This window comes from Pseudomonas aegrilactucae, assembly GCF_019168305.1.
Taxonomy (GTDB): Bacteria; Pseudomonadota; Gammaproteobacteria; order Pseudomonadales; family Pseudomonadaceae; genus Aquipseudomonas; species Aquipseudomonas aegrilactucae.
This window is the reverse complement of the sequence record NZ_JAHTBI010000120.1, coordinates 1-25,584: the sequence shown is the minus strand read 5'-3', so window position 1 is coordinate 25,584 and position 25,584 is coordinate 1. Positions and strand designations below refer to the sequence as shown.

29 protein-coding genes are annotated in these 25,584 nt (G+C 65.9%); 15 read left to right on the top strand and 14 right to left on the bottom strand.

Features of this window, described 5'->3' with window-relative positions; translation table 11 throughout:
* The 5 genes from ureC to KUO17_RS25020 all read right to left on the bottom strand — a co-directional run bounded on the left by ureC (window position 1) and on the right by KUO17_RS25020 (window position 3,760).
* Window positions 1–1,704 carry an urease subunit alpha gene (ureC, locus tag KUO17_RS25040; RefSeq protein WP_217978246.1) on the bottom strand — a complete coding sequence of 568 codons (1,704 nt, stop codon included), beginning with the start codon at window positions 1,702–1,704 and terminating at the stop codon, window positions 1–3.
* The gene (locus KUO17_RS25035) at window positions 1,701–2,018 is read right to left on the bottom strand and encodes an urease subunit beta (protein WP_217978245.1); all 318 of its coding nucleotides are present in this window, start codon (window positions 2,016–2,018) and stop codon (window positions 1,701–1,703) included. The genes ureC and KUO17_RS25035 overlap by 4 nt, the downstream gene beginning before the upstream one ends.
* A gap of 18 nt (window positions 2,019–2,036) precedes the next feature.
* Window positions 2,037–2,339, bottom strand: coding sequence for an urease subunit gamma (locus KUO17_RS25030; protein WP_217978244.1), 303 nt, complete (start codon window positions 2,337–2,339; stop codon window positions 2,037–2,039).
* A gap of 11 nt (window positions 2,340–2,350) precedes the next feature.
* On the bottom strand, window positions 2,351–3,184 hold the full coding sequence (locus tag KUO17_RS25025) for an urease accessory protein UreD (RefSeq protein WP_217978243.1): 834 nt from the start codon (window positions 3,182–3,184) through the stop codon (window positions 2,351–2,353).
* A 150-nt stretch (window positions 3,185–3,334) separates the two neighbouring features.
* On the bottom strand, window positions 3,335–3,760 hold the full coding sequence (locus tag KUO17_RS25020) for a hypothetical protein (protein ID WP_217978242.1): 426 nt from the start codon (window positions 3,758–3,760) through the stop codon (window positions 3,335–3,337).
* 78 nt (window positions 3,761–3,838) lie between these two features.
* Between KUO17_RS25020 and alkB the strand changes: the two genes are divergently transcribed.
* The 6 genes from alkB (at window position 3,839) to KUO17_RS24990 (ending at window position 10,151) form a co-directional block, all read left to right on the top strand.
* Window positions 3,839–4,504 carry a DNA oxidative demethylase AlkB gene (gene alkB, locus KUO17_RS25015; protein WP_217978241.1) on the top strand — a complete coding sequence of 222 codons (666 nt, stop codon included), beginning with the start codon at window positions 3,839–3,841 and terminating at the stop codon, window positions 4,502–4,504.
* Window positions 4,505–4,574: 70 nt separating this feature from the next.
* Complete coding sequence (ligD, locus tag KUO17_RS25010; RefSeq protein ID WP_217978240.1) at window positions 4,575–7,064, top strand: DNA ligase D; 2,490 nt, start codon at window positions 4,575–4,577, stop codon at window positions 7,062–7,064.
* A gap of 18 nt (window positions 7,065–7,082) precedes the next feature.
* Complete coding sequence (locus KUO17_RS25005; protein WP_217978239.1) at window positions 7,083–8,126, top strand: acyl-CoA dehydrogenase family protein; 1,044 nt, start codon at window positions 7,083–7,085, stop codon at window positions 8,124–8,126.
* Window positions 8,123–8,899 carry a PIG-L deacetylase family protein gene (locus tag KUO17_RS25000; RefSeq protein ID WP_217978238.1) on the top strand — a complete coding sequence of 259 codons (777 nt, stop codon included), beginning with the start codon at window positions 8,123–8,125 and terminating at the stop codon, window positions 8,897–8,899. The genes KUO17_RS25005 and KUO17_RS25000 overlap by 4 nt, the downstream gene beginning before the upstream one ends.
* Window positions 8,896–9,495, top strand: a complete 600-nt coding sequence (locus KUO17_RS24995; protein ID WP_217978237.1) for a class I SAM-dependent methyltransferase — start codon at window positions 8,896–8,898, stop codon at window positions 9,493–9,495. Before KUO17_RS25000 ends, KUO17_RS24995 begins: the two co-directional genes overlap by 4 nt.
* The gene (locus KUO17_RS24990; RefSeq protein ID WP_217978236.1) at window positions 9,492–10,151 is read left to right on the top strand and encodes a glycosyltransferase family 2 protein; all 660 of its coding nucleotides are present in this window, start codon (window positions 9,492–9,494) and stop codon (window positions 10,149–10,151) included. The genes KUO17_RS24995 and KUO17_RS24990 overlap by 4 nt, the downstream gene beginning before the upstream one ends.
* 30 nt (window positions 10,152–10,181) lie before the next feature.
* Here the strand turns inward: KUO17_RS24990 and KUO17_RS24985 are convergent, their stop codons facing one another.
* Entirely contained in the window at window positions 10,182–11,066 is an 885-nt protein-coding gene (locus tag KUO17_RS24985; protein WP_217978235.1) for a LysR family transcriptional regulator, read from the bottom strand.
* Window positions 11,067–11,180: 114 nt separating this feature from the next.
* On the opposite strand from KUO17_RS24985, the gene KUO17_RS24980 reads away from it, so the two are divergent.
* Both KUO17_RS24980 and KUO17_RS24975 read left to right on the top strand, forming a co-directional pair.
* Entirely contained in the window at window positions 11,181–12,374 is a 1,194-nt protein-coding gene (locus tag KUO17_RS24980) for an MFS transporter (protein WP_217978234.1), read from the top strand.
* A gap of 5 nt (window positions 12,375–12,379) precedes the next feature.
* Complete coding sequence (locus tag KUO17_RS24975; protein WP_217978233.1) at window positions 12,380–12,745, top strand: DUF4440 domain-containing protein; 366 nt, start codon at window positions 12,380–12,382, stop codon at window positions 12,743–12,745.
* A 118-nt stretch (window positions 12,746–12,863) separates the two neighbouring features.
* On the opposite strand, the gene ku is transcribed toward KUO17_RS24975, so the two are convergent.
* Window positions 12,864–13,679, bottom strand: coding sequence for a non-homologous end joining protein Ku (gene ku / locus KUO17_RS24970; protein WP_217978232.1), 816 nt, complete (start codon window positions 13,677–13,679; stop codon window positions 12,864–12,866).
* A gap of 200 nt (window positions 13,680–13,879) precedes the next feature.
* Here ku and KUO17_RS24965 point away from each other — a divergent pair, with 200 nt between their 5' ends.
* A complete protein-coding gene (locus KUO17_RS24965) occupies window positions 13,880–14,494 on the top strand; it encodes a Yip1 family protein (RefSeq protein WP_217978231.1) in 615 nt (204 codons plus the stop codon).
* A 17-nt stretch (window positions 14,495–14,511) separates the two neighbouring features.
* Here the strand turns inward: KUO17_RS24965 and KUO17_RS24960 are convergent, their stop codons facing one another.
* The 3 genes from KUO17_RS24960 to KUO17_RS24950 all read right to left on the bottom strand — a co-directional run bounded on the left by KUO17_RS24960 (window position 14,512) and on the right by KUO17_RS24950 (window position 17,181).
* Window positions 14,512–14,775 carry a DUF1652 domain-containing protein gene (locus tag KUO17_RS24960; RefSeq protein WP_217978230.1) on the bottom strand — a complete coding sequence of 88 codons (264 nt, stop codon included), beginning with the start codon at window positions 14,773–14,775 and terminating at the stop codon, window positions 14,512–14,514.
* Window positions 14,776–14,868: 93 nt separating this feature from the next.
* Window positions 14,869–15,822: a methyltransferase gene (locus KUO17_RS24955; RefSeq protein WP_217978229.1), complete on the bottom strand. Its 954-nt coding sequence runs from the start codon at window positions 15,820–15,822 to the stop codon at window positions 14,869–14,871.
* 12 nt (window positions 15,823–15,834) lie between these two features.
* On the bottom strand, window positions 15,835–17,181 hold the full coding sequence (locus tag KUO17_RS24950; protein WP_217978228.1) for an iron-containing redox enzyme family protein: 1,347 nt from the start codon (window positions 17,179–17,181) through the stop codon (window positions 15,835–15,837).
* 221 nt (window positions 17,182–17,402) lie between these two features.
* Here KUO17_RS24950 and KUO17_RS24945 point away from each other — a divergent pair, with 221 nt between their 5' ends.
* From KUO17_RS24945 to KUO17_RS24935, 3 genes are all read left to right on the top strand, one after another.
* The gene (locus KUO17_RS24945) at window positions 17,403–17,588 is read left to right on the top strand and encodes a KGG domain-containing protein (RefSeq protein WP_217978227.1); all 186 of its coding nucleotides are present in this window, start codon (window positions 17,403–17,405) and stop codon (window positions 17,586–17,588) included.
* 49 nt (window positions 17,589–17,637) lie between these two features.
* The gene (locus KUO17_RS24940; RefSeq protein ID WP_217978226.1) at window positions 17,638–18,198 is read left to right on the top strand and encodes an ATP-dependent Clp protease proteolytic subunit; all 561 of its coding nucleotides are present in this window, start codon (window positions 17,638–17,640) and stop codon (window positions 18,196–18,198) included.
* Window positions 18,199–18,290: 92 nt separating this feature from the next.
* Window positions 18,291–18,518, top strand: coding sequence for a DUF6555 family protein (locus KUO17_RS24935; RefSeq protein WP_217978225.1), 228 nt, complete (start codon window positions 18,291–18,293; stop codon window positions 18,516–18,518).
* Here KUO17_RS24935 and KUO17_RS24930 read toward each other — a convergent pair.
* The 4 genes from KUO17_RS24930 to hpaA all read right to left on the bottom strand — a co-directional run bounded on the left by KUO17_RS24930 (window position 18,487) and on the right by hpaA (window position 22,457).
* Window positions 18,487–19,050 (bottom strand): GNAT family N-acetyltransferase, encoded by a 564-nt coding sequence (locus KUO17_RS24930; RefSeq protein ID WP_217978224.1) that lies wholly within the window; start codon window positions 19,048–19,050, stop codon window positions 18,487–18,489. The two genes, KUO17_RS24935 and KUO17_RS24930, sit on opposite strands and share 32 nt — an antisense overlap.
* A 75-nt stretch (window positions 19,051–19,125) precedes the next feature.
* Complete coding sequence (locus KUO17_RS24925; protein WP_217978223.1) at window positions 19,126–19,608, bottom strand: DUF934 domain-containing protein; 483 nt, start codon at window positions 19,606–19,608, stop codon at window positions 19,126–19,128.
* Window positions 19,596–21,278: a nitrite/sulfite reductase gene (locus KUO17_RS24920; protein WP_217978222.1), complete on the bottom strand. Its 1,683-nt coding sequence runs from the start codon at window positions 21,276–21,278 to the stop codon at window positions 19,596–19,598. Before KUO17_RS24920 ends, KUO17_RS24925 begins: the two co-directional genes overlap by 13 nt.
* Before the next feature lie 276 nt (window positions 21,279–21,554).
* Window positions 21,555–22,457, bottom strand: coding sequence for a 4-hydroxyphenylacetate catabolism regulatory protein HpaA (gene hpaA, locus KUO17_RS24915; protein ID WP_217978221.1), 903 nt, complete (start codon window positions 22,455–22,457; stop codon window positions 21,555–21,557).
* A 151-nt stretch (window positions 22,458–22,608) separates the two neighbouring features.
* Here hpaA and KUO17_RS24910 point away from each other — a divergent pair, with 151 nt between their 5' ends.
* Genes KUO17_RS24910 through hpaE form a run of 3 tightly spaced genes read left to right on the top strand, consistent with a single transcriptional unit; the run spans window position 22,609 to window position 25,519 of the window.
* The gene (locus KUO17_RS24910) at window positions 22,609–23,280 is read left to right on the top strand and encodes a fumarylacetoacetate hydrolase family protein (protein ID WP_217978220.1); all 672 of its coding nucleotides are present in this window, start codon (window positions 22,609–22,611) and stop codon (window positions 23,278–23,280) included.
* A complete protein-coding gene (locus tag KUO17_RS24905; protein ID WP_217978219.1) occupies window positions 23,280–24,053 on the top strand; it encodes a fumarylacetoacetate hydrolase family protein in 774 nt (257 codons plus the stop codon). Before KUO17_RS24910 ends, KUO17_RS24905 begins: the two co-directional genes overlap by 1 nt.
* A gap of 5 nt (window positions 24,054–24,058) precedes the next feature.
* Window positions 24,059–25,519 (top strand): 5-carboxymethyl-2-hydroxymuconate semialdehyde dehydrogenase, encoded by a 1,461-nt coding sequence (gene hpaE, locus KUO17_RS24900; RefSeq protein WP_217978263.1) that lies wholly within the window; start codon window positions 24,059–24,061, stop codon window positions 25,517–25,519.
* The last annotated feature ends 65 nt before the right edge of the window (window positions 25,520–25,584 follow it).

Here is a 25,584-nt window from a genome sequence, read left to right as displayed (position 1 = left end):
TTAAAACAGAAAATAACGCTGCGCCATCGGCAGGATGCTGGCCGGCTCGCACACCAGCAGCTCGCCATCGGCGCGCACTTCGTAGGTTTGTGAATCCACCTCGATGGTCGGCATCAGGCCGTTGTGCCGCATGTCGGCCTTGCGCACCGTGCGACAGCCCCGCGCCACGCCGATCAGGCTGCGCAGGCCCAGTTCGTGGTGCACGCCACGGTCCATTGCCGCCTGGGACAGGAACGTCATGCGCGTGGCGTTGCGTGCCTGCCCAAGGGCGCCGAACATCGGCCGGTAGTGCACCGGCTGCGGCGTGGGGATCGAGCCATTGATATCGCCCATGGGCGCCATCACGATCATCCCGCCCTTGAGCACCAGCGCCGGCTTGACCCCGAAAAAGGCCGGCGGCCACAGCACCAGGTCAGCCAGCTTGCCGGCTTCCAGCGAGCCCACTTCATGGGCGATGCCATGGGTCAGCGCCGGGTTGATGGTGTACTTGGCGATGTAGCGCTTGACCCGGAAGTTGTCGCTGCGCGCGGTATCCGGCGCCAGTGGGCCACGGCGCAGCTTCATCTGGTGCGCGACCTGCCAGGTGCGCAGCACCACTTCGCCGACCCGGCCCATGGCCTGGGAGTCCGACGAGGTCATGGAGAAGGCGCCGATGTCGTGCAGGATGTCTTCGGCAGCGATGGTCTCGCGGCGGATGCGCGACTCGGCAAAGGCCACGTCCTCGGGGATGCTGGTGTCCAGGTGATGGCACACCATCAGCATGTCCAGGTGCTCGTCCACGGTATTGACGGTGTACGGCAGGGTCGGGTTGGTCGAGGACGGCAGCACATTGGCGTAACCGGCTGCGCGGATGATGTCCGGTGCATGCCCGCCGCCCGCGCCTTCGGTATGGAAGGTATGGAGGGTGCGATCGCCAATGGCGGCCAGGGTGTCCTCGATGCAACCGCTCTCGTTGAGGGTGTCGCTGTGCAGCGCCACCTGCACGTCCATTTCTTCGGCCACGCTCAGGCAGCAGTCGATCGCCGCCGGCGTCGAGCCCCAGTCTTCGTGCAACTTGAGCCCTACTGCGCCGGCTGCGATCTGCTCTCGCAGGGCCTCGGGCTGCGAAGCGTTGCCCTTGCCCAGCAGGCCGATGTTGATCGGCAGCTCGTCGGCGGCCTGCAGCATGCGCGCCAGGTACCAGGTGCCCGAAGTACAGGTGGTGGCGTTGGTGCCGGTGGCCGGCCCGGTGCCGCCGCCGATGAAGGTGGTAATGCCCGACACCAGTGCCTCGTCGACCTGTTGCGGGCAGATGAAGTGGATGTGCGAGTCGATGCCGCCGGCGGTGACGATCTTGCCTTCGGCGGCAATCACCTCGGTGCCTGGCCCAACCGGCAGGGTCACGCCCGGCTGCACGTCGGGGTTGCCGGCCTTGCCGATGCCGAATATGCGCCCGTTCTTGACGCCGATATCGGCCTTGACGATGCCCCAGTGGTCGATGATCAACGCGTTGGTCAGCACCAGGTCCATCGCCTCGGCGGCGAGCATCTGGCCCTGGCCCATGCCGTCGCGGATCACCTTGCCACCCCCGAACTTGACCTCTTCGCCGTAGATCGTGAAGTCCTTCTCGACCTCCACCCACAGTTCAGTGTCGGCCAGGCGCACGCGGTCGCCCACGGTAGGGCCGAACATGTCGGCATAGGCACGGCGGGAAATTCGGCTCATGCCACCGCCTCCAGCTTGCCCATCACCCGGCCCTGGAAGCCGTATACCTCGCGCTTGCCGGCGTAGGCCACCAGGTGCACGGTACGCGACTGGCCCGGCTCGAAGCGCACGGCGGTGCCGGCGGCGATGTCCAGGCGAAAGCCACGGGTGGCCTCGCGCTCGAACACCAGGAAGTCGTTGACCTCATAGAAGTGGTAGTGCGAACCGACCTGGATCGGGCGATCGCCATGGTTGGCCACGCTGACGCTGAGCGTGGTGCGACCGGCGTTGAGTTCGATGTCGCCGTCGGCGACCTGTAGTTCTCCGGGAATCATGCCGTTCTCCTGGCCGGTTCAGACGATCGGGTCGTGCACGGTGACCAGCTTGGTCCCGTCGGGGAAGGTGGCCTCCACCTGCACGTCATGGATCATTTCGCTCACGCCTTCCATCACTTGCTCGCGGCTCAGCACCTCGCGGCCCAGGCTCATCAGCTCGGCCACCGTGCGCCCGTCGCGGGCGCCTTCCATCACGCTGGCACTGATCAGCGCCACCGCTTCCGGGTAGTTGAGCTTCAGGCCACGGGCCAGGCGCCGCTCGGCCAGCAGCGCGGCGGTGAACAGCAGCAGTTTGTCTTTCTCTCGCGGGGTCAGCTCCATGGTGCGTTCTCTCAAGTGGCCCAGATGCGCGGCGGGCATGGCGCCAGGCCGACAATGGCCGGGCGCAGGGTGCGCCATATCCGCTGCAGGGTGGATTGCAGGCGTTGGTTGTCGTGGTCCAGCAGGCGGACCACCAGCAGGTGTCCCAGCAGGGTTGCCCCGGCGGGTACGGGCAGGTCGTTGATCAGGTCGCGCACCTGTTCGAGCAGCCGCTCGTTGGCCGGTGCCGCGCAGAAGGTCGCCAGCAGCGGATAGCCCGCCAGCTTGTCCAGGCGCCCGCCTTCGAGGCGCAGGCGCTCGTGCAGGCCAAGCTCATCTGGCAGGTCGACCTGCAGGCGGCTGTCGAGCGCGCCGTGGCTGAAGGTTTCACCCATCACCGGACGCCCCAGGCACAGGGTTTCCCAGGCCAGCAGGCGTGCGCCGGGGGCCAGGCTGAAGCGACTGTGCAGCGACACCCGCGCGCCGGGGAAGCAGATGCTGTCCTGCGGCAGCCATTCCAGGGTGCTGCCTGCGGCCAGGTGAAAATGCTGGCGCAGGATCGAAGTGGGGCCGGCGCTGCGGTAGAACTTGGTGGCGCCTGGCATGGTCAGCAGTGCGTGGCTGCCAGCCTCCATATGAATGTTCAGCGCCAGGCGATCACCGCCCACCACACCGCCCGGCGGGTGCAGGATATAGACATGGCACGGTGCCCCTTCCGGATAGAAAGGACGCTGCACCAAAAGTGGGCCAAAATGTCGGCGCGCACCAATTCGGGTCCGGTCTTCGCCCAGTACGAACCGCAGGTTCAGTTCGGCGTTCCAGCCCGTATCGTCAGGCGGCGCGTCAATGTGTTCAGCAAGCGTCATGCAGGGCGGCCTTGAGCAGTGAGGTAGCAGCACGGCAGTGGCCAGTGCCTGACCAATCGATCAGCTATCAGTGCTTCGGAACAATGCAGGTTGCGAGCCAATGTTGTGCATCGTTGCTACTGGCAGGTAGGAAGCGCGCCGCGATGGTGACTAAAGGCCAAACAGATCGTGAGCATCCAGCAGGCGGTAGGCGATCTCGGGGCGTTTTTCCAGGGCGCGGCGAATGGCGGCCGGGATGGATTGGCGGGTCTTGCGGCACAGCCCGGGCAGCGCGTCGATTTCGATGCGGATGCCGCGCATGGTGCGCACCTCGTTGGGGCCGGGGGCAATCTGCAGGCGAATGCCCAATTGCTCGAACAGGCGCCGTTGCAGGTGTTCGAGGTCGGGCAGGCTTTGCAGGTTTTCGAGGCGTTCGAGCAGGCGGTTCTCTTCCTGCCGGGTCAGGCGCAGGATACGCAGGTCGGCGCCCGGCGTTTCGAGCAGGCGCTCGCGCTCGCAGATGCAAGCGCCGGGTGGGCAGGGTTGGCGCAGGGGGTATGATGGGGTCCATGAGGCCCAAGCATAGACAGGTGGCAATGCCTTTGTAAGGTCTGTTGCCTTGTACTGGATGGCCCGACGTCTTCGCTGGCAAGCCAGCTCCCACAGAGCGTGAACATGAAACAACCCGAACTCGACCTGTTCGACCCACCTGCCGCCGGCACCCCTGAATGGATCGGCAAGCACACCGTGGTGCTGCCCGGCTTCGCCCTGGCGCATGTCGAGCACCTGCTGCCCGCCCTGCGCAGCATTCTGCGCGTGGCCCCCTTTCGCAACCAGCTCACCCCCGGCGGACGCAATATTGAAGTGGCGATCACCAACTGCGGCGCACTGGGCTGGATCAGCGACCGCCACGGCTACCGCTACAGCACCCACGACCCGCTCACCGGCAAACCCTGGCCGAGCCTGCCCGCACTGCTCGCCCAATTGGCCGAGGCAGCCGCCACAGCCGCCGGCTTTCAGGGCTTTGAGCCCGATGCCTGCCTGATCAACCACTACCTGCCAGGCCACCGCCTGACCCTGCACCAGGACCGCAATGAGCGTGACTTCAGCCAGCCGATCGTGTCGGTGTCGCTGGGCCTGCCGGCGGTGTTCCTGTACGGCGGCCACACCCGCAGCGAGCCCACCCGCAAGGTCGGCCTGCGCCACGGCGATGTGATGGTGTGGGGCGGCGAAGACCGCCTGCGCTTTCACGGGGTCAACCCGCTCAAGGACGGCGAGCATGCCCTGCTCGGCCCACGCCGCATCAACCTGACCCTGCGCAAGGCCGGTCAAGCCGATTGAACTCCCCTGCCCCGTGCGCTCTCCCACTTCATAGGCCCCGCTGATTCACCCAGCCCTATGGAGCACCGCAATGGCCAAGCCACTGCACGAGTACCAGCGCAAGCGCAACTTCGACGCCACCCCGGAACCGGCCGGGCAATCGCGGCGCAGCGCCAGGGCGCAGGCCTTGCAGTTCTGCATCCAGAAGCACGATGCCAGCCATCTGCACTACGACTTGCGCCTGGAACTGGACGGCACCCTCAAGAGCTGGGCGATCCCCAAGGGCCCGTCACTGGACCCCACGGTCAAGCGCCTGGCCGTGCATGTCGAAGACCACCCGCTGGACTATGCCAGCTTCGAAGGCAGCATCCCCGAGGGCCACTACGGCGCCGGCGACGTGATCGTGTGGGACCGTGGCGTGTGGCTGCCCGAAGGCGACCCGGCCAAGGGCTACGCCAACGGCAAGCTGCGCTTTCGCCTGCACGGGGAAAAGCTGGGCGGTACCTGGCACCTGTTCCGCACACGCCTGGGCGGCAAGAAGGCGCAGTGGATGCTGGTCAAGTCGGACGACGAGGCGGCACGCGCCCAGGCCGACTACGACGTGCTGCAGGCCCAGCCCGATAGCGTGCTCAGCGAGCGCAGCCTGATCCCGCGCACCAAGGGCACCGGCAAGCCCAAGGCCACGCCAGCACCGCGCCGCATTGGCAACGCAGAGACATTGAGCGCGGCCAGGAAAGCGGCCCTTCCGGCGACGCTCACACCACAACTGGCGACCCTGGTGGAATCACCGCCCCAGGGCGACTGGCGCTACGAGGTCAAGTTCGACGGCTATCGAATCATGGCGCGCATCGACGGCAAGCGCGTTCAACTGTTTACCCGCAATGGCCACGACTGGACCGCCAGGCTCGCGCACCAGGCCAAGGCCCTGGCCGCCCTGGGGCTGCAGTCGGCGTGGCTGGACGGCGAAATGGTGGTCACCAACGCGCAGGGCATTGCCGACTTCCAGGCGCTGCAGAACGCCTTCGACAGCGAGCGCGACGCCGACATCCTCTATTACCTGTTCGACGTGCCCTACCTCAACGGCATGGACCTGCGCCAGTGCCCGCTGCAGGAGCGCCGCGCGGCATTGGCCGCGGTGCTGGCGCACGCCGACGAGCAACGCCTGCGCTTCAGTGCCGACTTCGACCAACCGGCCGAGTCGCTGCTGGCCAGCGCCTGCCAGATGCAGATGGAAGGCCTGATCGGCAAGCGCACCGACAGCCTGTATGTGTCGCGGCGCAGCAACGGCTGGATCAAGCTCAAGTGCAAGCAGCGCCAGGAGTTCGTGATCGTCGGGTACACCGAGCCCAAGGGTAGCCGCGCCGCGTTCGGTGCCCTGCTGCTGGGCCTGCACGACGCCGACAGCGGCCAGTTGCGCTATGCCGGCAAGGTCGGTACCGGCTTCAACAGCGCCACCCTGCACAGCCTGCACCCGCGCCTGACGCCCCTGCAGGTGAGCACGCCCCAGGTGGCCAACCCGCCCAGTGGTGCGCAGGTGCGTGACGTGCACTGGCTCAAACCGCAACTGCTGGCCGAAGTGGCCTATGCCCAGATGACCCGCGAGGGCGTGGTGCGCCATTCGGTGTTCCATGGCCTGCGCGAGGATAAGCCGGCCAGCGCCATCGGCCTGGAGAACCCCGTGAAGACCCGCCCTCGCAAAGCCTCGGACATGACCCTGCACCTCACCCATCCCGATCGCGTGATCGACGCCAGCAGCGGCACCGACAAACGCCAGGTGGCCGAGTATTACGCCCAGGTCGCCGAGTGGATCCTGCCGCACCTCAAGCGGCGCCCGGTGGCGCTGGTGCGCGCACCGGAGGGCCTGGGCGGTGAGCTGTTCTTCCAGAAGAACGCAGCGCAGCTCAACATTCCGGGCCTGGAAAGCCACGACAAGGCCGAGGCCGGCCAGGGCGTGATGATCATCGAACGGGCCGACACCCTGCTCGGCGCGGTGCAGATGAACACCCTGGAGCTGCACACCTGGAACGCCACCGCCAAGGACTTCGACAAGCCCGACCGCTTCGTGCTCGACCTCGACCCCGACCCGGCGCTGCCCTGGAAGGCCATGCTCGAGGCCACCCAGCTGACCCTGGCGCTGCTTGACGAGCTGGGCCTGCAGGCCTTTCTCAAGACCAGCGGTGGCAAGGGCATGCACGTAGTCGTGCCGCTCACCCGGCGCGCCGACTGGGACGAGGTCAAGGCGTTCAGCCACGCCATCGTCAAGCACATGGCCGGGCTGTTCCCCGATCGGCTCTCGGCGGTGTCGGGGCCCAGGAACCGGGTGGGACGCATCTTCATCGACTACCTGCGCAACGCCCGCGGCGCCACCACGGTGTGCGCCTATTCGCTGCGTGCCCGGGAAGGCTTGCCGGTCTCGGTACCGATCCGCCGCGAAGAACTGACCGACCTCAAGAGCGCCAGCCAATGGACCCTGCACAACCTGGGCGAACGCCTGGCCGAGGCGCGGGACCCGTGGGCCGGGTACGACAAGACCCGCCAATCGATTACCGCCGAGCTGCGCAAGCGCATCGGCCTGACATGACGTCCAAGGAGTCGCGCCATGAGCATCCTGCAGGCTTTTGACCTCAGCCGCCTCGACACCCTGCTGCGCCAGTTCGCCCAGCGCCCGCAGCCACTGAACCTCGACAGCCAGCTGTTCGAGTTGATGCAGGCGCTGCAGGCCAGCGGCCTGGACCGCCTGCCACTGCCCGGCCAGGGCCAGACCCTGCAGCGCTGGCAGACCCTGGCGCGGGTGGCCGGGGCCGACCTGGCGCTGGCCAAGCTCTATGAGGGCCATACCGATGCCCTGGCGATACTCGCCGAATGCGCCGGCGCCCACCTGGCCGGTAACGGCATCTGGGGCGTGTGGGCCGCCGAGCCGCCCAGTGCACGGGCGCGCATCGTCGCACGCGACAACCAGCGGGTGTACCTGCAAGGTCGCAAGGCCTGGTGCTCTGGCGCACTACAGATCGATTGCGGCCTGCTGACTGCCTGGGACGAAGACGACCAGCCACAGCTGGTAGCGCTGGACCTGGCCGAAGCCGGCCTGCACCGCGTAGCCGAGGGCTGGCAGGCGGTCGGCATGGGCATTACCGCCAGCGTCGAGCTCGAGTTCGAGCGCACTCCGGCGCAGTTGGTCGGCGGGCCTGGCCAGTACCTCGGCCGCCCCGGCTTCTGGCACGGTGGCGCCGGGATCGCGGCGTGCTGGTACGGCGCCGCCGAGGCCCTGGCCGACTATTTGCGCGAACAGTGCCGCCAGCCGCGCCCCGACCCGCACGCCGAGGCGCACCTGGGCGCGGTGGATGCAGCCTTGTGCGGCGCGGCGGCGGCGCTGCGCGAATGCGCCGCCGTCATCGACGCGCAGCCCCAGGCCGATGCAGCCCTGGCCGTGCGCCGGGTACGCGCGCAGGTCGAAGCGGCCGCCACCCAGGTGCTCGGCCATGTCGGCCGCGCCCTGGGGGCCACGCCTTTTTGCCGCAGCAGCCACTTTGCCCGGCTTTGCGCCGACCTGCCGGTGTTCCTGCGTCAGAGCCATGCCGAGCGCGACCTGGCCGAACTCGGCCGGCAACTGGCCGGGCGCGCAGCAGGCGGGTGGCAACTGTGAGCGCTGACAACCCGATCAAGGCGGCGGGCAACGGCACCCCGCTGTCGGTATGGCAGGCGTCGCCGGTGCTGGGCGCGGTGCGTCTGATAGCACCACTGGCGCTGGTGCCTGCGGGCAGCCGCCTGGTGGTGGTAGCGCCGCACCCGGATGACGAAGTGCTGGGCTGCGGTGGGCTGCTGGCCGGTTTCGCCGGCCGTGAGCACGACCTGCTGCTGATATCGGTGACTGACGGTGAAGGCAGCCACCCTGGCTCTGCAGCCTGGCCCGGTGAGCGCTTGCGCCAGCGCCGGCCGCTGGAAAGCCGCGCGGCCCTGCTGGCGCTTGGGCTCAACCCGGACCGGGTGGCCTGGCAACGCCTGCGCCTGGCCGACAGCGCGGTGCACGCCGATGAAGGCGCCCTCGCCCACGCGCTGGTGCACTGCCTGCGGCCCAGCGACACGGTACTCACCACCTGGCGCCTGGACGGTCACTGCGACCATGAGGCGGTCGGACGCGCCTGTGCGCAGGCCACCGCGACCGTGGGTGCAAGCCTCATCGAGGTGCCGATCTGGGCCTGGCACTGGGCGCAGCCCGACGACCCACGCCTGCCCTGGCGGCGAGCGCGCAAAGTGGCACTGGGCCCGCCGCAACTTGCGCGCAAGCACGCGGCCATTGCCGCGCATGCCAGCCAGCTCGATGCAGACGGCGAGCGCCCACCGGTACTCGGTGAAATCACCTTGCAGCGGCTGCTGCAACCGTTCGAGCTGGTGTTCCTGGAGCAGGTGTTGCCATGAGTGTATCCGCGCAGTACTTCGAGCAACTGTTCGAGCACGACGAAGACCCCTGGGCGTTCCGTACCCGCTGGTATGAAAAACGCAAGCGCGACCTGACCCTGGCCTGCCTACCCCGCCAGCGCTACTGCCGCATCTTCGAGCCGGCCTGCGCCAATGGCGAACTCAGCGCGGCCCTGGCCGAGCGCACCGACGCCCTGCTATGCCAGGACCTCAACGCCACGGCCGTGGCCCTGGCACAAAAGCGGCTGCAGCCCTTCCCCCAGGCCAGCGTGGCCCAGGGCCATCTGCCGGGTGACTGGCCGGGGGGCGAGTTCGACCTGATTGTGCTCAGTGAAATCGGCTACTACCTGGACCCTGCGCAGTGGTTGCAGGTCATCGAACAGGCGGTGGCGTGCCTCACACCGGGTGGTGCACTGCTGGCCTGCCACTGGCTGCACCCCATCGAAGGCTGCCCGCAGGACGGCCGACAGGTGCATGCGCTGCTCGACCAGCGCCTGCCCCTGTTTCGCGCGGCGCGCCACGAGGAAGCCGATTTCCTGCTCGAATACTGGTGTTGCCAGCCGTGTGCCATTGACCTGCAGGAGCCCTGCGCATGATTGCCGTGATCGTCCCCGCGCATAACGAAGAGCAGCACCTGCCGGCCTGCCTGCGAGCACTGAGGCAAGCCGCCAGCCGCGCCGAAGACCTCGGTGAGACGGTTGAAGTCCTGGTGGTGCTGGACCAGTGCAGCGACGCCAGCGAGGCCATTGCCCTGGCCCATGGCGTGCACACCCTCAACGTCACCGCGCGCAACGTCGGCTTTGCCCGGCGTGCCGGCGCCAGCTGGATGCTGGAGCGTGGTGCACGCTGGCTGGCCTGCACCGACGCCGACAGCCGCGTGCCGGCCGACTGGCTGGTGTACCAGCTGGACTGCGCTGCCGACGTGGTATGTGGCACGGTACACATCGAGCATTGGCAGGCCGACCAGGACGCAGCCCTGCAGGCACGCTACCTGGCGCATTACCAGGCCCGCGAAGACCACCGGCATGTCCATGGCGCCAACCTGGGCATCTGTGCCCGCGCCTATCAGCGAGTTGGCGGGTTCCAGGCGCTGGCGCTCGACGAGGACGTGCAGTTGATCAGCGACCTGCAGCTCAGTGGCGCGCGCATCGTGTGGACCGCGCGCAACAGCGTGTCCACCAGCAGCCGTGGGGATTGCCGGGCGCGGGGCGGGTTTGGCGATTTCCTCACCGGCCTGGCGATTACCCCGTGAGGCGCACTGGCGCGCCAGCGCCCTGACCAGTCACCGCCCCAGATAACCCTTCAAGAAATCAATCCAGGCCCGCACCTTGCGCGGTACATGGCTGCTGGCCGGGTACAGCGCATACACGGCCTGCTCGGCAAATCGATACGCCGACAGCACATCGACCAACGTACCCGCGCTGAGATCGTCATCCACCAGCCACGCCGGCAATACCGCCACCCCCATCCCCTGCAGCGCAAAGGCCCGCAGGATCGACGCGTTGTCGGCCACCATCACCGGCCGCCCCTCGGGCTCATACACCGCCGCCCCACCCTCGCCGTCCGTCAGCGCCCAGCCTGCCTGGCGCTCGAAGCGGCTGTGGGCCAGCCACGGCAACGCATTGACCACTGCCAACCCGGCACCCGGCGCGCACAACCCCGGCGCCATTACCAGGCGCACCGCGTAGTGCTCCAGGCACACCCCGCGATACCCCGAATCGTGCGGCTGCCCCAGGCGAATCGCCACATCGAAGCGCTCCTGCACCAGGTCGACCTGCGCGGTGTGGGTTTCCAGGCGCACGCTGAGCAACGGATGCTCACGCATGAACAACTGCAAGGCGGGCGCCACCACCCGCAAACCATACTCCACCGTCGAGGTGATACGCAGGCTGCCCTGCAGGCCGGCATGCTCGGCACGCGCCTGCTCGATCGCCGCATTCGCCTGCTCCAGCACCTGCACGCAACGGCGGTAGAAACCCTCGCCCGCATCGGTCAGGGCTACCCGCCGGGTAGTGCGCGTGAGCAAGGTAACCCCCAACTGCGACTCCAATTGCTTGATCCCGAAACTCACCGCAGCACGGGTCTGGCACAGGCGCGTGGCGGCGGCGGTGAACGAACCCGCCTCGACCACGGCACAGAACAGCTCGAAACGGTCCAGGCTGACCATGGACACCCCTGAATTGTCAAAAAAGGCTGAACAATCTGACAGTATTGCGGGGCTTATTCAATCAGACTCGCGCCCCTAAACTCCATGCTTTCTCGCCGCACGCTGTCGATTGCCATGTCATTTCGCTCGAAAGTCACCCTGATCTACCTGCTCGGCTTTGCCCTGGACCTGGCCAACCTGTTCGTGCTCAACAGCGCCTACCCGGCCATCGGCCAGGCACTCGGCGCTTCGGTGCACCAACTGAGCTGGGTAGGCAATGCCTACATGCTTGGCCTGACCCTGGTGATACCGCTGGGCAACTGGCTGGCCCAGCGCATCGGCGAGCGCAACACCCTGCTGCTGTCGCTCGGCGCGTTCGGCCTGGGCACCGCGATGGCGGGCCTGGCGCCCAGCATCGAAGCGCTGATCGGCTGGCGACTGCTGCAAGGGCTGGGCGGTGGCCTGCTGATACCGGTGGGCCAGGCACTCGCCTACCGCAGTTGCAGTGCCCAGGCACGTGCCGGCCTGACGTCGCAGGTGATGACGGTGGCCTTGCTGGTACCCGCCCTGTCACCCGCGCTGGGTGGCTGGCTGGCCGACCACGGCGACTGGCGCTGGGCCTTTGCGGGCATGCTGGCGTTGACCCTGGCCGGCGTGGCCCTGGTGCTGCAGTGGCTGCCCAAGGGCCAGCCACTGCCCGCGCGCCAGCCGGCGCTGAGCCTGGGCCTGCTGCGCCAACCGCTGCTGCGCAGTGCGATGCTGGTGTACCTGTGTGTACCCGGCGTGTTCATGGGCGTGAACCTGGTGGCGGCGCTGTACCTGCAAACCTCGCTGGGCCTGAGCGCCACCGCCAGCGGTGGATTGATGCTGGCGTGGGCGCTGGGGGCCTGCGCGGCGATTGCAACGACGCGCTGGCGCTTCAATGTGCTGGGGCCAAAGCCGCTGCTGCTGGCCGGCATGCTTGTGCAGAGCCTGGCGGTACTGGTGCTGGCAAGCCCGTGGCTGGCGAACCATCAAGGCTGGCTGGTGCTGCTGTACGGGCTGATGGGGCTGGGGAGCAGCCTGTGCAGCAGCACGGCGCAGACGGCGGCGTTCGTTGCCATCTGCCCCGCCCGGATGGGTGCCGCCAGCACACTGTGGAACCTGAACCGGCAATCGAGCTTCTTCTGTGGCGTGGCGTTGCTGGGTTCGCTGCTGGACGTTTTGCTGCCGGCGCCCACGGCCTATGCGCACGTGCTGGTGGTGGCGGCCGTGCTGACGCTGGTGCCACTGCCGTGGGTGATGCGCCTGCCGGGTGCACGAACACTGTTTCTTCAACCTGCCGAGTGAGGCTTATGGGTACGCAGACTGATTTTTGCCGTGAGGTACGCGAGGCGCATGTGCTCATCCGCCAGTGGCTGTCGGGTGAGGCGCGACCGCCGTTGCTGGAGCGCTTTGCCGAAGGGTTCTCGATGTTCACGCTCAAGGGCACGGTGCTGGACAAGCGCCAACTGGAGGCGTTCTTTACCCAGGCGCACGGCACGCGGCCGGGGCTGTGCATTGATATCGATGCGCTGCACGAGGTGGCACCGGGGGTGGTGACGTATCGCGAGTGCCAGCAGGATGACAGCGGCCAGGGCACTGTGCGGTGGTCGACAGTGGTGTTCGATCGACAGGGGAAATGGCTGCATTTGCAGGAGACGGCGGTGCCCACCCCCTGATCTTGCCACGCCTGCATGGCCCCTTCGCTGGCAAGCCAGCTCCCACAAGGACCACGCCGTTTGCAAGGGGCAGCGCGCTACCTGTGGGAGCTGGCTGCCAGCGAAAGGCGCGCCGCGCTCAGGCTTTCTTGCGCGGCGCCTTCTTGGCGCCCAGGCTGCGCTTGAGCAGTTCGGTCAGGTCGATGATGTCCGCGCCCTTGCCCGCCGCCTGATCCTGCGGCGCCTGCACCGTGGCGATCTTGCCCTGGCGGGCCTTCTCTTGCACCAGCGCCATGATGGTGTGCTTGAAGTCGTTGCGGTACTCATCCGGCGCCCAGTGCCCGGCCATGTCCTCGACCAGCCGCCTGGCCATCTGCAATGCCTTCTTGTCGACCGCCGCCGCGCTCACGCTCTTGTCCAGCTCCAGGCCCTCCAGCCCGCGAACCTCCTCGGGCCAGCGCAAGGTGATCATCACCAGCGCGTCCTCCAGCGGACGCAGCAGCGCCAGGTGCTGTTGGGTGTGCAGCACCACCTTGGCCAGCGCCACCTTGCCGGTGCTCTCCAGCGTCTGGCGCAGCAACGCGTACACCTTGCCGCCACGCTTGTCCGGCGCGAGGTAATACGGGGTGTCGAAGTGCTGCAAGGGGATCTCGTCACTGGCCACGAACGAGAAGATCTCGATGGTCTGGGTCGCTTCGGGGCGCGCGGTGCGGATCTCCGCTTCGCTGATCACCACATACTGGCCCTTCTCGAACTCCACGCCCTTGACGATGTGCTGCTTGTCGATTTCCTTGCCGGTGACCTTGTTGACCCGCTTATAGCCCACCGGGTCCATGCTGCGCTTGTCCAGCCAGTCGAAATCGACCCGGTCGCTGCTGACCGCCGTGGTCAATGACACCGGTATGTGCACCAGGCCAAAACTGATTGCGCCTTTCCAGATCGCCCTGCTGGCCATGCCTGTCACCTCGCGCTATGGCAATGGATTGCCACCGTCAACGGCAGCGCCTCACAGCGCTCCTGAGATGACTGACCGACCGGCCCGCGCAATGGTTCAAGGCAGTTGGTCCGGGCGGCTGCAATTAGATGAAACCCTTGCCCGCACCCGACCTCCACAGAAGACAAAGGGTACCTTCGCCCCTGCGCATGGAGACCGTCATGACTAGCCATCTGGTCAAACTCTTCACCCAACCCAACTCGGCGTGGGCTGACATACGCCATGACGAGGAAGCCCACCCGCGCCATTACCTGACCCATCTGTTGCTGCTGGCACTGATCCCCACGGTGTGCCTGTTCATCGGCACCACATCGGTCGGCTGGAGCCTGGCCGAGAACGAGAATGTGCGGCTCAGCGCCAACAGCGCGCTGCAGCTGTGCATCCTGCTGTTTCTGGCGATCATGGCCGGGACCGTGCTGATGGGGGCGCTCATCCGCTGGATGTCGCGCAGCTTCGATGCGCGGCCCAGCCTCAACCAATGCATCGGGTTTGCCGCCTACACCGCCACGCCGTATTTCATTGCCGGGCTGGCCGGCCTGTACCCGAGCCGCTGGCTGGCGGTGTGCATACTCGGCGCCGCTACGCTGTATGCCACGTTCCTGCTGTTCACCGGGCTGCCGACCTTCATGCGCCTGCGCAAGGAGCAAGGCTTGCTGTATGGGGCCAGTGTGTGGGGCGTGGGCCTGCTGGTGCAGGTGACGATCCTGGTGACGATGATCCTGTTCTGGTTCAACACCCTGCAACCCGAATACCTGCGCCCGGCCAGCCTGGGCTGAGCCGGGCGCACGGCTGATCAGGCGCGGAACTTGATCGGTTGCGGGGCCAGCAGCCTGGGGCGCTCTGCACGGATCTGCGCAACCAGGTCCGCCAGCGCGCGGGCGTCAGGCAGCTCACTCACCCGCACCCCGGTCAACGTATGCTCCACATGCTCGGCATCCGCTGGAAAATGAATGGTCAGGCACAAGCCGTCAGTACAGGAAACCTCGCAATGCATGGGCAGAAACGCCCGCTCGATGATCCCCCTCAGTTCCAGATCACTCACTCCGTTCATTGGCATGATGCAACCCTCGGCAGTCTCAGGTGTAACACCTAGTAAGGGCCTGATGGCCCGGTCGTTCAAGTAGAAATATCCGATGCATCCTGCACCTTGTTATCCATTGCGCGTCACGGTCAGACCCACCGCCGCGATGCGCTCCACGGCTTCGTAGCCGGGCTCCAGCAGTTGTTCGCCAAACACGTCCGGGTCCAGTTCCTGGTAATGCCAGGACCAGCGCGGGTCGTTGAGCTGGGCACGAATGGCGGCCAGAAACGGATCATGGCCATCGATCATCGCAACCCCTGTGTAGAGCAGCAAACTGCCGCCCTGGCTCAGACGCCCCAGCGATTCATTGAGGATGCGCAACGACAGGCCGGCGCCCAGCGCACCGCCACCGTGCCGGTAGGCGCGCGCCCCCGCATCCAGCATGTACGGTGGGTTGGCGACGATCAGGTCGAAATTTCCAGTAATACCCTGCAACACATCGCTGTGCTCGATCGATACGTTGGCCAGCTCCGCCAAGGCCACGTTGATGGCCGTCATGCGCAAGGCATGGGCATTGATGTCCACCGCCGCTACCTGGGCGTGGCGCCGGGCGCGACCGATCAGGATGGCGCCGATGCCACTGCCGCAGCCTATGTCCACGGCATGGTTGATCTCGCTGAAGCGACCCTGCAGGTGGCTGGCGATAAAGTGCGCGAAGCGGTAGCTGTCCGGGCCGAAGAACACCGCATCGGTCTGCGTGGTGGGGTACCCGGAATGCACCAGCAGCAGGTCCTCCAGGCTCGACCAGCGCACGCGGCTGCGCCAGCAGTCGCCCTCCTCGTCAAGAATCTGCGCCAGGCGCATTTGCGCCAGTTCATCGGCCGACAGCAGGCTGGCGGTAAACGGCCGGTTCCAGCCAAAGATGTCACGCAACGTGCGCGCACGCGCGGCGCCTGCCCGGTCATTGTTGCGCTGCTGGGTCAGCGGCGTGACGCAGGTGAAGCGATAACCATCGGCCTGCAGGCGACGGCCCAGTTGCAGCAGCGCCTGGTCGGCATCACGCTGGCAGGGGTTCAATAGCATTGCAGGGCTCCTTCAGTTCAAGCCAGTGAGCTGGCGGTACAGGCGGGTGGCCAGCAGGCCGACCGGCACGGCATGACCGTTGCCGGCCAGTTGCTCGACCAGCCGTGACACCCGGCTCTGGGCTGGCAGCCGGGCCAATTGTTCCTCGAGCGCCACGCAGTCGGCATCGCACGCCGATACGACCGGTTGGGCGGGCGAAAGCGAACGCCGCGGGCCCGCGGCGGGCTGCCAATCGCCAGCGATCCAGTCGTGCAGCAGCTGTTTTTCATAAGCGCTGAACACGCCGAACATGGCGGCCGTCGGCCCTTCGACCAGCGACCAGAAGCGGCTTTTGGTGGGGGCCTGGTGGCGCTGAATCCAGCCTTTGCCCTCAAGGGCCGTGAGGAACGCGGGGACACTGCCCGGCTCGGCCAGCCACTGGTTGACCGTGCGCCCGTCGAAACGGCAGTAGTCGGAGTGCATGTGCTGGCCGAACGCACGCTTGTGTTCCAGCATGCTCACGACCTCGGCATACAGGTCGAAACTGGCAATGATGGCTGTCGAGCCCTGCCCAAGGTCATTGAGCCGGTAGCCGGCAGCGACGCGCCGGTAGAACGACTCGTCGTACACCGGCATGAAGTGCTGCAGGGCCTGCACGGCCTTGCACGCGTGGCCGCTGCTGGCGTTGTCGATGGTCACGTGCAAGCGAAAGTACTGTGGGTCCAGGCCCAGTTCATCGAGCTCGAAGGCGCTGATCAGCAGGTGCAGGGGCAACTGCTCATAGCCCAGGTTGTAGCCGATCACTTCGGGCAGGAACACCTCGGTGTTCATGCCCAGGGCCAGTTGCAGGCAGCCTTGCAGGTAACGCTCGTCGGCCAGCGGCGTGCTGTCGTGGCAGCCGGCCTCAGCCAGCAGCCGGCGATAGATCAGCACGTGGTTGCAGGCCGGCTCGCCGTCGCCAAGCTCTTCCAGGTAGGTGCGGATCAGCCCGTGGTAACGCGGGTCTGGCCAATGGTGCAGCATGCCATGCAGCCAGGCCCCATCCACGCACTTGGTGGGTGCGACCTGATGCAGAAAGTGCAGCGCGTGGGCACGGCCGCTGAAGTAGCGCCGCTTGTCGCCAGCCTTGCGCCCCCGCAGGTACTCGGCGTACTGCTGCGCCACGCTGGCGGCGCGGTCGGCACACCACTGGGTGAGGCCTGTGGCGTCAGGCGGCAGGTCGTGCGGCAATCGCTGGGCCTGCAGCAACTGCCCGGCAAGCCAGGCAGCACTGCCAAACCCTTCGCCGCGCAGCAGCGACTGGTAGCGTTGCAGCAGATCATCAGAAGCAGCCAACGGTTTTTCGACGCTGACGGGTGTGGAAATGGTAAACGCGCTCATGGCTTGGCCTTCCTGTTGGCGACAGGCTGGTGTTCGATATGCAAGGGAATGATCAACGCTGAACAAAGTTCCAGGCGCCTGTACCAGTGGTCCGTCTATTACCTGGACCAACCGTTCGTCTCAAGTCGCCGAACTTTTTCAAACTTTACCCTCGCATCCCTTTCCCACCCTATGTGAGGCCAGAACGGCTTCGCACCTCCAACTGCCAAAGGAAGAGAATCATGCCTAGTAAAGATAGTTCGAATCCTGGAAATTTCGCCAACGACAAAACCAAGGCCTCTGAAGCCGGCAAAAAAGGTGGCCATGCGTCGGGTGGTGGCGCTGGCGGGCAAAGTAACCAAGGCAGCAAAAAGCCGGACACCATGCGCGACAAGGGCAGTAAACCTAGCGGCGGTGGCCGTAGCTGACGCACGAGAGACCGGCGCACCTTGCGTGCGTCGGCCTTGAGGACCGTTGATGAGCCAATACGTCATCCACTTTCATTGCCCGATCGACCAAAGCACCACCGAACGTTTTCGGGACCGCTGCCTGCAAGCCATGGACGAGGGCGCCAGCAGGTTGCTGCTCAACCTGTCGACCATTGGCGGCAGCACCCACCTCGGCTTTTCGATCTACAGCTTCCTGAAGTCGTTGCCCCTCCCGGTGACGGCGGTGAACGCCGGCAATATCGAGTCCATGGGCATCGTGATGTACCTGGCCGCCAGCGAGCGGCTTGCCGTGCCGCATTCGCGGTTTCTGATCCACCCCATGACCTGGCATTTCAACCAGAGTGCGGTGGACCATTCGCGCCTGCGTGAATACCTCTCCAGCCTGGACAACGACCTGGAGCGCTACGCGCGGATCTTCGAGCTGGAGACCGCCCAGGCCGAACGCAAGCTGGACATCATCCACTGCCTCTCGACCGAAGAGAAGGTGGTGCCGGCCTATGACTCACTGGCCTGTGGCATCGCCCACCGGCTGGAGCAGGTGCTGTTCGACAAGGAGGCACGCCACCTCACCGTCAGCAGCGATCACTGAAGCGCTGCAATCCGATGGAATTATTCAGGGGCTTGAGGGTACTTAACTAGAGACGCCACTGGTAACCACGTTGAAAGGACTTTCCCGGAACCATGAATAGCGCAAAACTCTTCGTTATCGACTATGAACTGCACGGCGAGCGCAAGTCATTCGTGATTCGTGCCGAGGTAATGGACAACGCCGAGGCCTGGCATTGGGCCAGCTGTGATGCCGGGGTGGGCCGAATCGGTCGGTATGGGCGCGAGAAAGTGAAAAAGGTCAGCAAGCCATTGGCCGAACGGTACGGGATTACCGAGGTGACGTGGCGGCAGACGAAGTGATAGCCCCTTCGCCATCAAGGCTGGCTTCTGCGGGGCGAACCATCACCCAGTCACGGTGACGCTCCGATCCACAGACAAAAACAGCCTCGCCTACCTGGCGAAAGCCGTTGCGTTGATAAAAGCGAATCGCCCGCGCGTTCTGTTCATTGACGGTCAGGCGGATGGCCCCGCCAAACGCGGCCAGGGTGTCGTCGAGCAGCAACTGGGCCGCGCCATTGCCATGGTGCTCGGGCAGCACGTAGCAGCGGCTCAGTTCCGCCAGGCCATCGGCCGCCTCGATGTCCAGGGCCTTCGCGGCCTTGTCGATCAGGGTGTAGCCGACCACCACGCCGTCATGCTCCAGCACGCGCAACTGCTTGGCGCGGCTGATCAGCTGCAGGCAGAAATGCTCGGGTTGCAGGTTGTTGCGGATATAGGCATTCAACGCCTTGGCCGATGCATCAGCAGGGCTGGCCAGGGCAAAGGTCGCGGCGGCGATGTCGCTGAGCGCTTCAGCATCGGCCGGCCGCGCTGTACGGGTACTGAAAAGCATGCGGCAACATCCTGTGGAACGGGCGAAGCTGCATGTTAGCCGGTTCCCGCCCCGGCGCAACAGCGCTGTTCGCACTCAACGGCGCCGAAACAGCGGCCTGGGTTCGATCACCGAGCGCCCGTACAGCACACTCATGCCCTGCAGCCCCTTGAGCGCATCCGCCGCCGACTTGTCCTCACGTACCGCAAAGCTGTCGAAGCCGCACTGGCGCATGTGGCTGAGCTGGTCGCGCAACACGTCGCCAACCGCACGCAACTCGCCCTGCCAGCCCAGCCGCGTGCGCAGCAGGTAGGCCTGGCTATAGCCGCGGCCATCGCGAAAGCTCGGGAAGTCGATGGCGATCAGCGGCAGCACACCCAGCCACAGTTGCAGCGACTCGACGTCATCGTCCGGGCCCAGCCACAGGCCGTTGAAGGCATCGGGCTGGGCGAGCCAGCGGTACAACGGCAGGATCAGCGCGCCCTCGGGCGGTACGTCCGGATAGTCGCGCACCAGTTGCCAACGGTCGTTCTCGACCAACTGCGCCTGGCCTTCATGCAGACCGATCACATTGCGCATGCCGCTGCCTCCCCCTGCTTGGCGTAGACACGCTCCTTGAACGGTTCCAGGCCCACGCGTGCCACGGTATCGACAAACGGCTCCTCGAGTTCGCGGTAGGCACAGTAGGTGGCCACGATCTGTTCGATCACCTGCGGGATCTGGGCGGCGCTGAACGACGGTCCGATTACCTTGCCCAGCGTGCTGGCCTTGCCCTGCGCACCGCCCAGGGTGACCTGGTACCACTCGCTGCCGTTCTTGTCGACGCCCAGGATGCCGATGTTGCCGATGTGGTGGTGACCACAGGCGTTGATGCAGCCGGAGATGTTCAGGCTCAGGTCGCCCAGGTCATGCAGGTAGTCCAGGTCGTCGAAACGGCGCTGGATGGCCTGGGCGATAGGGATCGACTTGGCATTGGCCAGGGCGCAGAAATCGCCACCCGGGCAGGCGATGATGTCGGTGAGCAGGCCGACGTTGGCGGTGCCCAGGCCATGCTCGCAGGCCAGCCGCCACAGGGCGTGCAGATCGCTTTTGCGCACATCCGGCAGGATCAGGTTCTGTTCGTGGGCGATACGGATCTCACCAAAGCCGAACTGCTCGGACCAGTCGGCCACGCTGTCCATCTGCGCCGCGGTCAGGTCGCCTGGCGGTGCGGCTGGGCCCGGTTTGGTCGACAACACCACGCTGGCGTAGCCGGGTACCTTGTGCGGGTGCACGTTGCGCGACACCCAGCGTGCGAAGCTGCGGTCCATGGCCAACTGGGTGCCGTAGTCGAGGTCGCCGTCCGGCTGTGCCGTGTAGCCAGGCGGCGCAAAACCCTGGGCCACGCGCGCAAACTCGTCCTCGGTCAATTGCGCCGGGCCGTCCTTGATGTGTTGCCACTCCTGCTCGACTTCCCGGGCGAACGCCTCGATACCCAGTGCCTTGACCAGGATCTTGATGCGCGCCTTGTACTTGTTGTCGCGCCGGCCATGGCGGTTGTACACCCGCAGGATGGCTTCCACGTACGACAGCAGGTGTTGCCAGGGCAAGCCTTCGCGGATCTGCAGGCCGAGGATCGGCGTACGCCCAAGGCCGCCGCCGACGATCACACGCAGGCGCATCTGGTCGCGGCCGTCACGGTAAAGGTAGAGGCCGATGTCGTGCATCATGATCGCGGCACGGTCCTGGCGCGCCGAACAGATGGCGATCTTGAACTTGCGCGGCAGGAACAGGAACTCGGGGTTGATGGTCGACCACTGGCGCAGGATCTCGGCCAGCGGGCGCGGGTCGATGATCTCGTCGGCGGCCACGCCGGCGAAGGCCTCGGTGGTGATGTTGCGTATGCAGTTGCCTGAGGTCTGGATCGCATGCATGTCGACCTCGGCCAGGCGCTGCAGGATGTCCGGCACCTGATTGAGTTCGATCCAGTTGAACTGGATGTTCTGGCGCGTGGTGAAGTGGCCGTAGCCGCGGTCGTAGTCGCGCGCGATGCTGGCCAGGGTGCGCAGCTGGCGGGCACCGAGGGTGCCGTAGGGAATGGCGACACGCAGCATGTAGGCGTGTTTCTGCAGGTACAGGCCGTTTTGCAGGCGCAGCGGCAGGAATTCCTCTTCGCTCAGTTCGCCGCTACCGAAACGCAGCACCTGGTCGCGGAACTGGGCTACGCGTTCGAACACCAGTGCACGGTCATAGTCGTCATAGTGATACATGGTCGGGCCTCATCAGGGAGGCCGTTACTATGGCGTTCGGGTGTATTGGGTTACAGATTCAGGTCGGGGCGATTAATGCGGATCAGATGCTCTGGCGGCGAATCTGCTGCCAGCGCCCGCACAGCCAGCGAACGGGGGCGCGCAGCTCAAGGCCCCAGCGCTGTGAAAAGTACAAGCGCACCTGCGTAAAAGGCATTTTTCCGTTGTGCCTCTGCCGCCATCATGGCGGCAGAGGCGTTTGCCCCACACAACAACAAACAACGGAAAAATGCCATGTCAGCGCAAGCCCGCCTGCCGTTGGCGGTACTCGCCCGGGGTCACCTGTGCATAGCGCAGGAAGAACCGGCTGAAGTACGCCGGGTCCTTGAAGCCCAGGCTGTAGCAGATCTCGTTGGCCGAACTGCCGGTGAACAGCAGCAGGCGCTTGGCCTCCTGCATCAACCGTTCAAGGATCAGGCGCTTGGACGGCAGGTCGGCGATGCGCCGGCACACGTCGTTGAGCCGCGCCTCGGTCACCCCCACGCCCTGGGCATAGCGCGACAGCGGCCAGTGCTCCAGGTAATGCGCCTCGATCAGTTCGTTGAAGCGGTGAAACACCTGCAAGTCTTCATGACGGGTCTGGCGCGCGGGCAACGAATGCGCACACAGGCGCAGCAGGCCAAGCATGATCAGCCGCGTCAGGCTGTCCAGCGCTGCACCGCGCCCCGCCCGGGCCGCGTTGATCTCACCATGCAGTTCGTCGAACAGCCACTCCAGGCGCCTGGCCTCAGCGGCGAATCGCCCCTCCAGCCCGCCCAGCGCCACGCACGCCGGCGCCACCTGCGGCCCGGGCGCCAGCGTGGGGTCGGCTTCGAGCAGTTGCCACACCAACTGCTGGCGCACGGTCAGCACATGGCCGTCGGCCTCCGGTTCGGTGACGAACGAATGCGGGATGGTCGGCGGCGTCAGGAAGAACATCGGCCCCGACTCCACGTACTGCTGGTCATCCAGGTACACCCGCACGCTGCCGCTCTTGACGTAATGCACCTGGAAAAACCGGTCGTGGCGGTGCACCGGCATGTTGCGCCCGAAAAAACCGGCCAGGTTGCCGAGCTTGTCGCAATGCACCTGGGCATCGCTGTAACGCTGGTCGTAGACCTGCCCGATATTGATGTTGGGGATGGGCGTGCGATCGCTCATGGCGGCGGTTCCTGCTGTGTTTTTTGTTCTGCGCGCAGCTTACCGCGGAAACAAGCTGCTTGCCTTTAGTTAACATCTTAACTATAACGTTAACACATTAACAAACAGACCCGCAGGGTGCCCGCCGCCCTGCCCTTGCCAGGAGAAGAGCATGAGCCGTGCCCTGCACGACGTTGCCACCGGCACCCTGTTCGGCGTTGCGCTGAACTACCAGGGGTTGCTGAACCAGCGTCTCGCCGAATTCGAACAGGCGCCGTACCAGAAGCCCCCGGTCAAGCCGGTGCTGTTCATCAAGACCCCCAACACGCGCAACAGCCACGGCGCCCCGGTGGTGTACCCGCAGGGTATCGAACGCCTGCAGCCGGGCCCGGCGCTGGGCGTGGTGATCGGCAAGCGCGCCAGCCGCGTGAGCGTCGAACAGGCGCTGGAGCACGTGGCCGGCTACACCATCGTCAACGAATTCAGCCTGCCCGAAGACAGCTACTACCGCCCGGCGGTCAAGGCCAAGTGCCGTGACGGCTTTTGCGCCCTCGGCCCGGAGCTGGTGCCAGCGGCGCAGGTGGCTGACCCGCAGCAACTGACCATCAAGCTGTTCGTCAACGGCGAGCTTCGCCAGCACAACAGCACCGCCAACCTGGTGCGCAGCATTGCGCAACTGATCGCCGAAATCAGTGAGTTCATGACCTTGCACGAAGGCGACGTACTGATTACCGGCACCCCCGAAGGCCGTGTCGACGTACTGCCGGGCGACCAGGTTGAAGTCGAGATCACCGGCCTGGGCCGGCTGGCCAACCCGATTGTGGCCGAACAGGAGCAACGCTGATGAAACACGCCCGTATCCGTTACCAGGGCCAGGACCACGCCGTGACCGTGGAAGCCGACAACGCCGTGCGCCTGGCCGATGGCCGCCTGCTTGCCGAGCAGGACGTGCAGTGGCTGCCGCCGGCCACCGGCAGCATGTTCGCGCTGGGCCTGAACTACGCCGACCACGCCGCCGAACTGGCCTTTGCCGCGCCCACCGAGCCACTGGCCTTCATCAAGTCGCCCGGCACCTACACCGGCCACAGCCAGGTCACCTGGCGCCCGGACAACGTCAAGTACATGCACTACGAGTGCGAGCTGGTGGCGGTGATCGGCAAGCCGGCACGCAACGTCAGGCGCGAGGACGCACTGCAGTACCTGGCCGGCTACACGGTGTGCAACGACTACGCGATCCGCGACTACCTGGAGAACTACTACCGCCCCAACCTGCGGGTGAAGAACCGTGACGCCACCACCCCGGTGGGCCCATGGATCGTCGATGTGGCCGACGTACCGGACGCGTCCAACCTCACCCTGCGCACCTGGATCAACGGTGAGCTCAAGCAGCAGGGCAGCACCCGCGACATGATCTTCGACATCCCCTACCTGATCGAATACCTGTCCAGCTTCATGACCCTGCAACCGGGCGACATGATCGCCACTGGCACCCCTGAAGGCCTGGCCGACGTGGTGCCGGGTGATGAAGTGGTAGTGGAAGTGGAAGGTGTCGGCCGCCTGGTCAACCGCATTGTCAGCGAAGCCGAGTTCTTCGCCCTGAACCCGCAAGAGGCATGAACCCGATGATCAAGCACTGGATCAATGGCCGTGAGGTCGAAAGCAAGGACGTCTTCGTCAACTACAACCCGGCCACCGGCGAGGCCATCGGCGACGTTGCCAGCGGCGGCGCCGCGGAAGTTGCCCAAGCGGTTGCCGCGGCCAAGGACGCCTTCCCGAAATGGGCCGGCACCCCGGCCAAGGAACGTGCGCGGCTGATGCGCAAGCTGGGCGAGCTGATCGAGCAGAACGTGCCCAGGCTGGCCGAGCTGGAAACCCTGGACACCGGGCTGCCGATCCACCAGACCAGGAACGTGCTGATCCCCCGCGCCTCGCACAACTTCGATTTCTTCGCCGAAGTGTGCACGCGCATGGACGGCCACAGCTACCCGGTCGACGACCAGATGCTCAACTACACGCTGTACCAGCCGGTGGGCGTGTGTGCGCTGGTGTCGCCGTGGAACGTGCCGTTCATGACCGCCACCTGGAAGACCGCGCCGTGCCTGGCGCTGGGCAACACCGCGGTGTTGAAGATGAGCGAGCTGTCGCCGCTGACTGCCAACGAACTGGGCCGCCTGGCGGTCGAGGCCGGCATCCCCAACGGTGTGCTCAACGTGATCCAGGGCTACGGCGCCACTGCCGGCGATGCGCTGGTGCGCCACCCGGATGTGCGGGCCATCTCGTTCACCGGCGGCACCGCCACCGGCAAGAAGATCATGCAGACCGCGGGGCTGAAGAAGTACTCCATGGAACTGGGCGGCAAGTCGCCGGTGCTGATCTTCGAGGACGCCGACCTCGAGCGTGCGCTGGACGCAGCGCTGTTCACCATCTTCTCGCTCAACGGCGAACGCTGCACCGCCGGCAGCCGCATCTTCATCCAGGAAAGCGTGTACCCGCAGTTCGTCGCCGAGTTTGCCGCACGGGCCAGGCGCCTGATCGTGGGCGACCCGCAAGACCCGAAGACGCAAGTCGGCTCGATGATCACCCAGGCCCACTACGACAAGGTCACCGGCTACATCAGGATCGGTCTCGAGGAAGGCGCCACGCTGCTGGCCGGTGGCCTGGAGCGCCCGGCCAACCTGCCGGCGCACCTGGCACGCGGGCAGTTCATCCAGCCCACCGTGTTCGCCGATGTGAACAACAGCATGCGCATTGCCCAGGAGGAGATCTTCGGCCCGGTGGTGTGCCTGATCCCGTTCAAGGACGAGGCCGAAGCGCTGCGACTGGCCAACGACACCGAATACGGGCTGGCCTCGTACATCTGGACCCAGGACATCGGCAAGGCGCATCGCCTGGCGCATGGCATCGAGGCCGGCATGGTGTTCATCAACAGCCAGAACGTGCGCGACCTGCGCCAGCCGTTCGGCGGGGTGAAGGGTTCGGGCACCGGGCGTGAAGGTGGCCAGTACAGCTTCGAGGTGTTTGCCGAGATCAAGAACGTGTGCGTGTCGCTGGGCAGCCACCCCATTCCGCGCTGGGGTGTCTGACGCCTGATTCGCTGGCAAGCCAGCTCCCACAAGGAACTGTGTGCACCGTACCTGTGGGAGCTGGC

What these genes read in the sequence shown, in the direction of transcription:
- KUO17_RS25030 (WP_217978244.1), bottom strand. Translation starts at nt 2,339, where the DNA reads ATGGAGCTGACCCCGCGAGAGAAAGACAAACTGCTGCTGTTCACCGCC.
- KUO17_RS24940 (WP_217978226.1), top strand. Translation starts at nt 17,638, where the DNA reads ATGAGCCAATACGTCATCCACTTTCATTGCCCGATCGACCAAAGCACC.
- KUO17_RS24910 (WP_217978220.1), top strand. Translation starts at nt 22,609, where the DNA reads ATGAGCCGTGCCCTGCACGACGTTGCCACCGGCACCCTGTTCGGCGTT.
- KUO17_RS24960 (WP_217978230.1), bottom strand. Translation starts at nt 14,775, where the DNA reads ATGCCAATGAACGGAGTGAGTGATCTGGAACTGAGGGGGATCATCGAG.
- hpaE (WP_217978263.1), top strand. Translation starts at nt 24,059, where the DNA reads ATGATCAAGCACTGGATCAATGGCCGTGAGGTCGAAAGCAAGGACGTC.
- KUO17_RS24975 (WP_217978233.1), top strand. Translation starts at nt 12,380, where the DNA reads ATGGGTACGCAGACTGATTTTTGCCGTGAGGTACGCGAGGCGCATGTG.
- alkB (WP_217978241.1), top strand. Translation starts at nt 3,839, where the DNA reads ATGAAACAACCCGAACTCGACCTGTTCGACCCACCTGCCGCCGGCACC.
- KUO17_RS24945 (WP_217978227.1), top strand. Translation starts at nt 17,403, where the DNA reads ATGCCTAGTAAAGATAGTTCGAATCCTGGAAATTTCGCCAACGACAAA.
- ligD (WP_217978240.1), top strand. Translation starts at nt 4,575, where the DNA reads ATGGCCAAGCCACTGCACGAGTACCAGCGCAAGCGCAACTTCGACGCC.
- KUO17_RS25025 (WP_217978243.1), bottom strand. Translation starts at nt 3,184, where the DNA reads ATGACGCTTGCTGAACACATTGACGCGCCGCCTGACGATACGGGCTGG.
- KUO17_RS24905 (WP_217978219.1), top strand. Translation starts at nt 23,280, where the DNA reads ATGAAACACGCCCGTATCCGTTACCAGGGCCAGGACCACGCCGTGACC.
- ureC (WP_217978246.1), bottom strand. Translation starts at nt 1,704, where the DNA reads ATGAGCCGAATTTCCCGCCGTGCCTATGCCGACATGTTCGGCCCTACC.
- hpaA (WP_217978221.1), bottom strand. Translation starts at nt 22,457, where the DNA reads ATGAGCGATCGCACGCCCATCCCCAACATCAATATCGGGCAGGTCTAC.
- KUO17_RS24930 (WP_217978224.1), bottom strand. Translation starts at nt 19,050, where the DNA reads ATGCTTTTCAGTACCCGTACAGCGCGGCCGGCCGATGCTGAAGCGCTC.
- KUO17_RS24980 (WP_217978234.1), top strand. Translation starts at nt 11,181, where the DNA reads ATGTCATTTCGCTCGAAAGTCACCCTGATCTACCTGCTCGGCTTTGCC.
- KUO17_RS24965 (WP_217978231.1), top strand. Translation starts at nt 13,880, where the DNA reads ATGACTAGCCATCTGGTCAAACTCTTCACCCAACCCAACTCGGCGTGG.
- KUO17_RS25035 (WP_217978245.1), bottom strand. Translation starts at nt 2,018, where the DNA reads ATGATTCCCGGAGAACTACAGGTCGCCGACGGCGACATCGAACTCAAC.
- KUO17_RS24990 (WP_217978236.1), top strand. Translation starts at nt 9,492, where the DNA reads ATGATTGCCGTGATCGTCCCCGCGCATAACGAAGAGCAGCACCTGCCG.
- KUO17_RS24995 (WP_217978237.1), top strand. Translation starts at nt 8,896, where the DNA reads ATGAGTGTATCCGCGCAGTACTTCGAGCAACTGTTCGAGCACGACGAA.
- KUO17_RS24920 (WP_217978222.1), bottom strand. Translation starts at nt 21,278, where the DNA reads ATGTATCACTATGACGACTATGACCGTGCACTGGTGTTCGAACGCGTA.
- KUO17_RS24935 (WP_217978225.1), top strand. Translation starts at nt 18,291, where the DNA reads ATGAATAGCGCAAAACTCTTCGTTATCGACTATGAACTGCACGGCGAG.
- KUO17_RS25005 (WP_217978239.1), top strand. Translation starts at nt 7,083, where the DNA reads ATGAGCATCCTGCAGGCTTTTGACCTCAGCCGCCTCGACACCCTGCTG.
- KUO17_RS24925 (WP_217978223.1), bottom strand. Translation starts at nt 19,608, where the DNA reads ATGCGCAATGTGATCGGTCTGCATGAAGGCCAGGCGCAGTTGGTCGAG.
- KUO17_RS24985 (WP_217978235.1), bottom strand. Translation starts at nt 11,066, where the DNA reads ATGGTCAGCCTGGACCGTTTCGAGCTGTTCTGTGCCGTGGTCGAGGCG.
- KUO17_RS24950 (WP_217978228.1), bottom strand. Translation starts at nt 17,181, where the DNA reads ATGAGCGCGTTTACCATTTCCACACCCGTCAGCGTCGAAAAACCGTTG.
- ku (WP_217978232.1), bottom strand. Translation starts at nt 13,679, where the DNA reads ATGGCCAGCAGGGCGATCTGGAAAGGCGCAATCAGTTTTGGCCTGGTG.
- KUO17_RS24955 (WP_217978229.1), bottom strand. Translation starts at nt 15,822, where the DNA reads ATGCTATTGAACCCCTGCCAGCGTGATGCCGACCAGGCGCTGCTGCAA.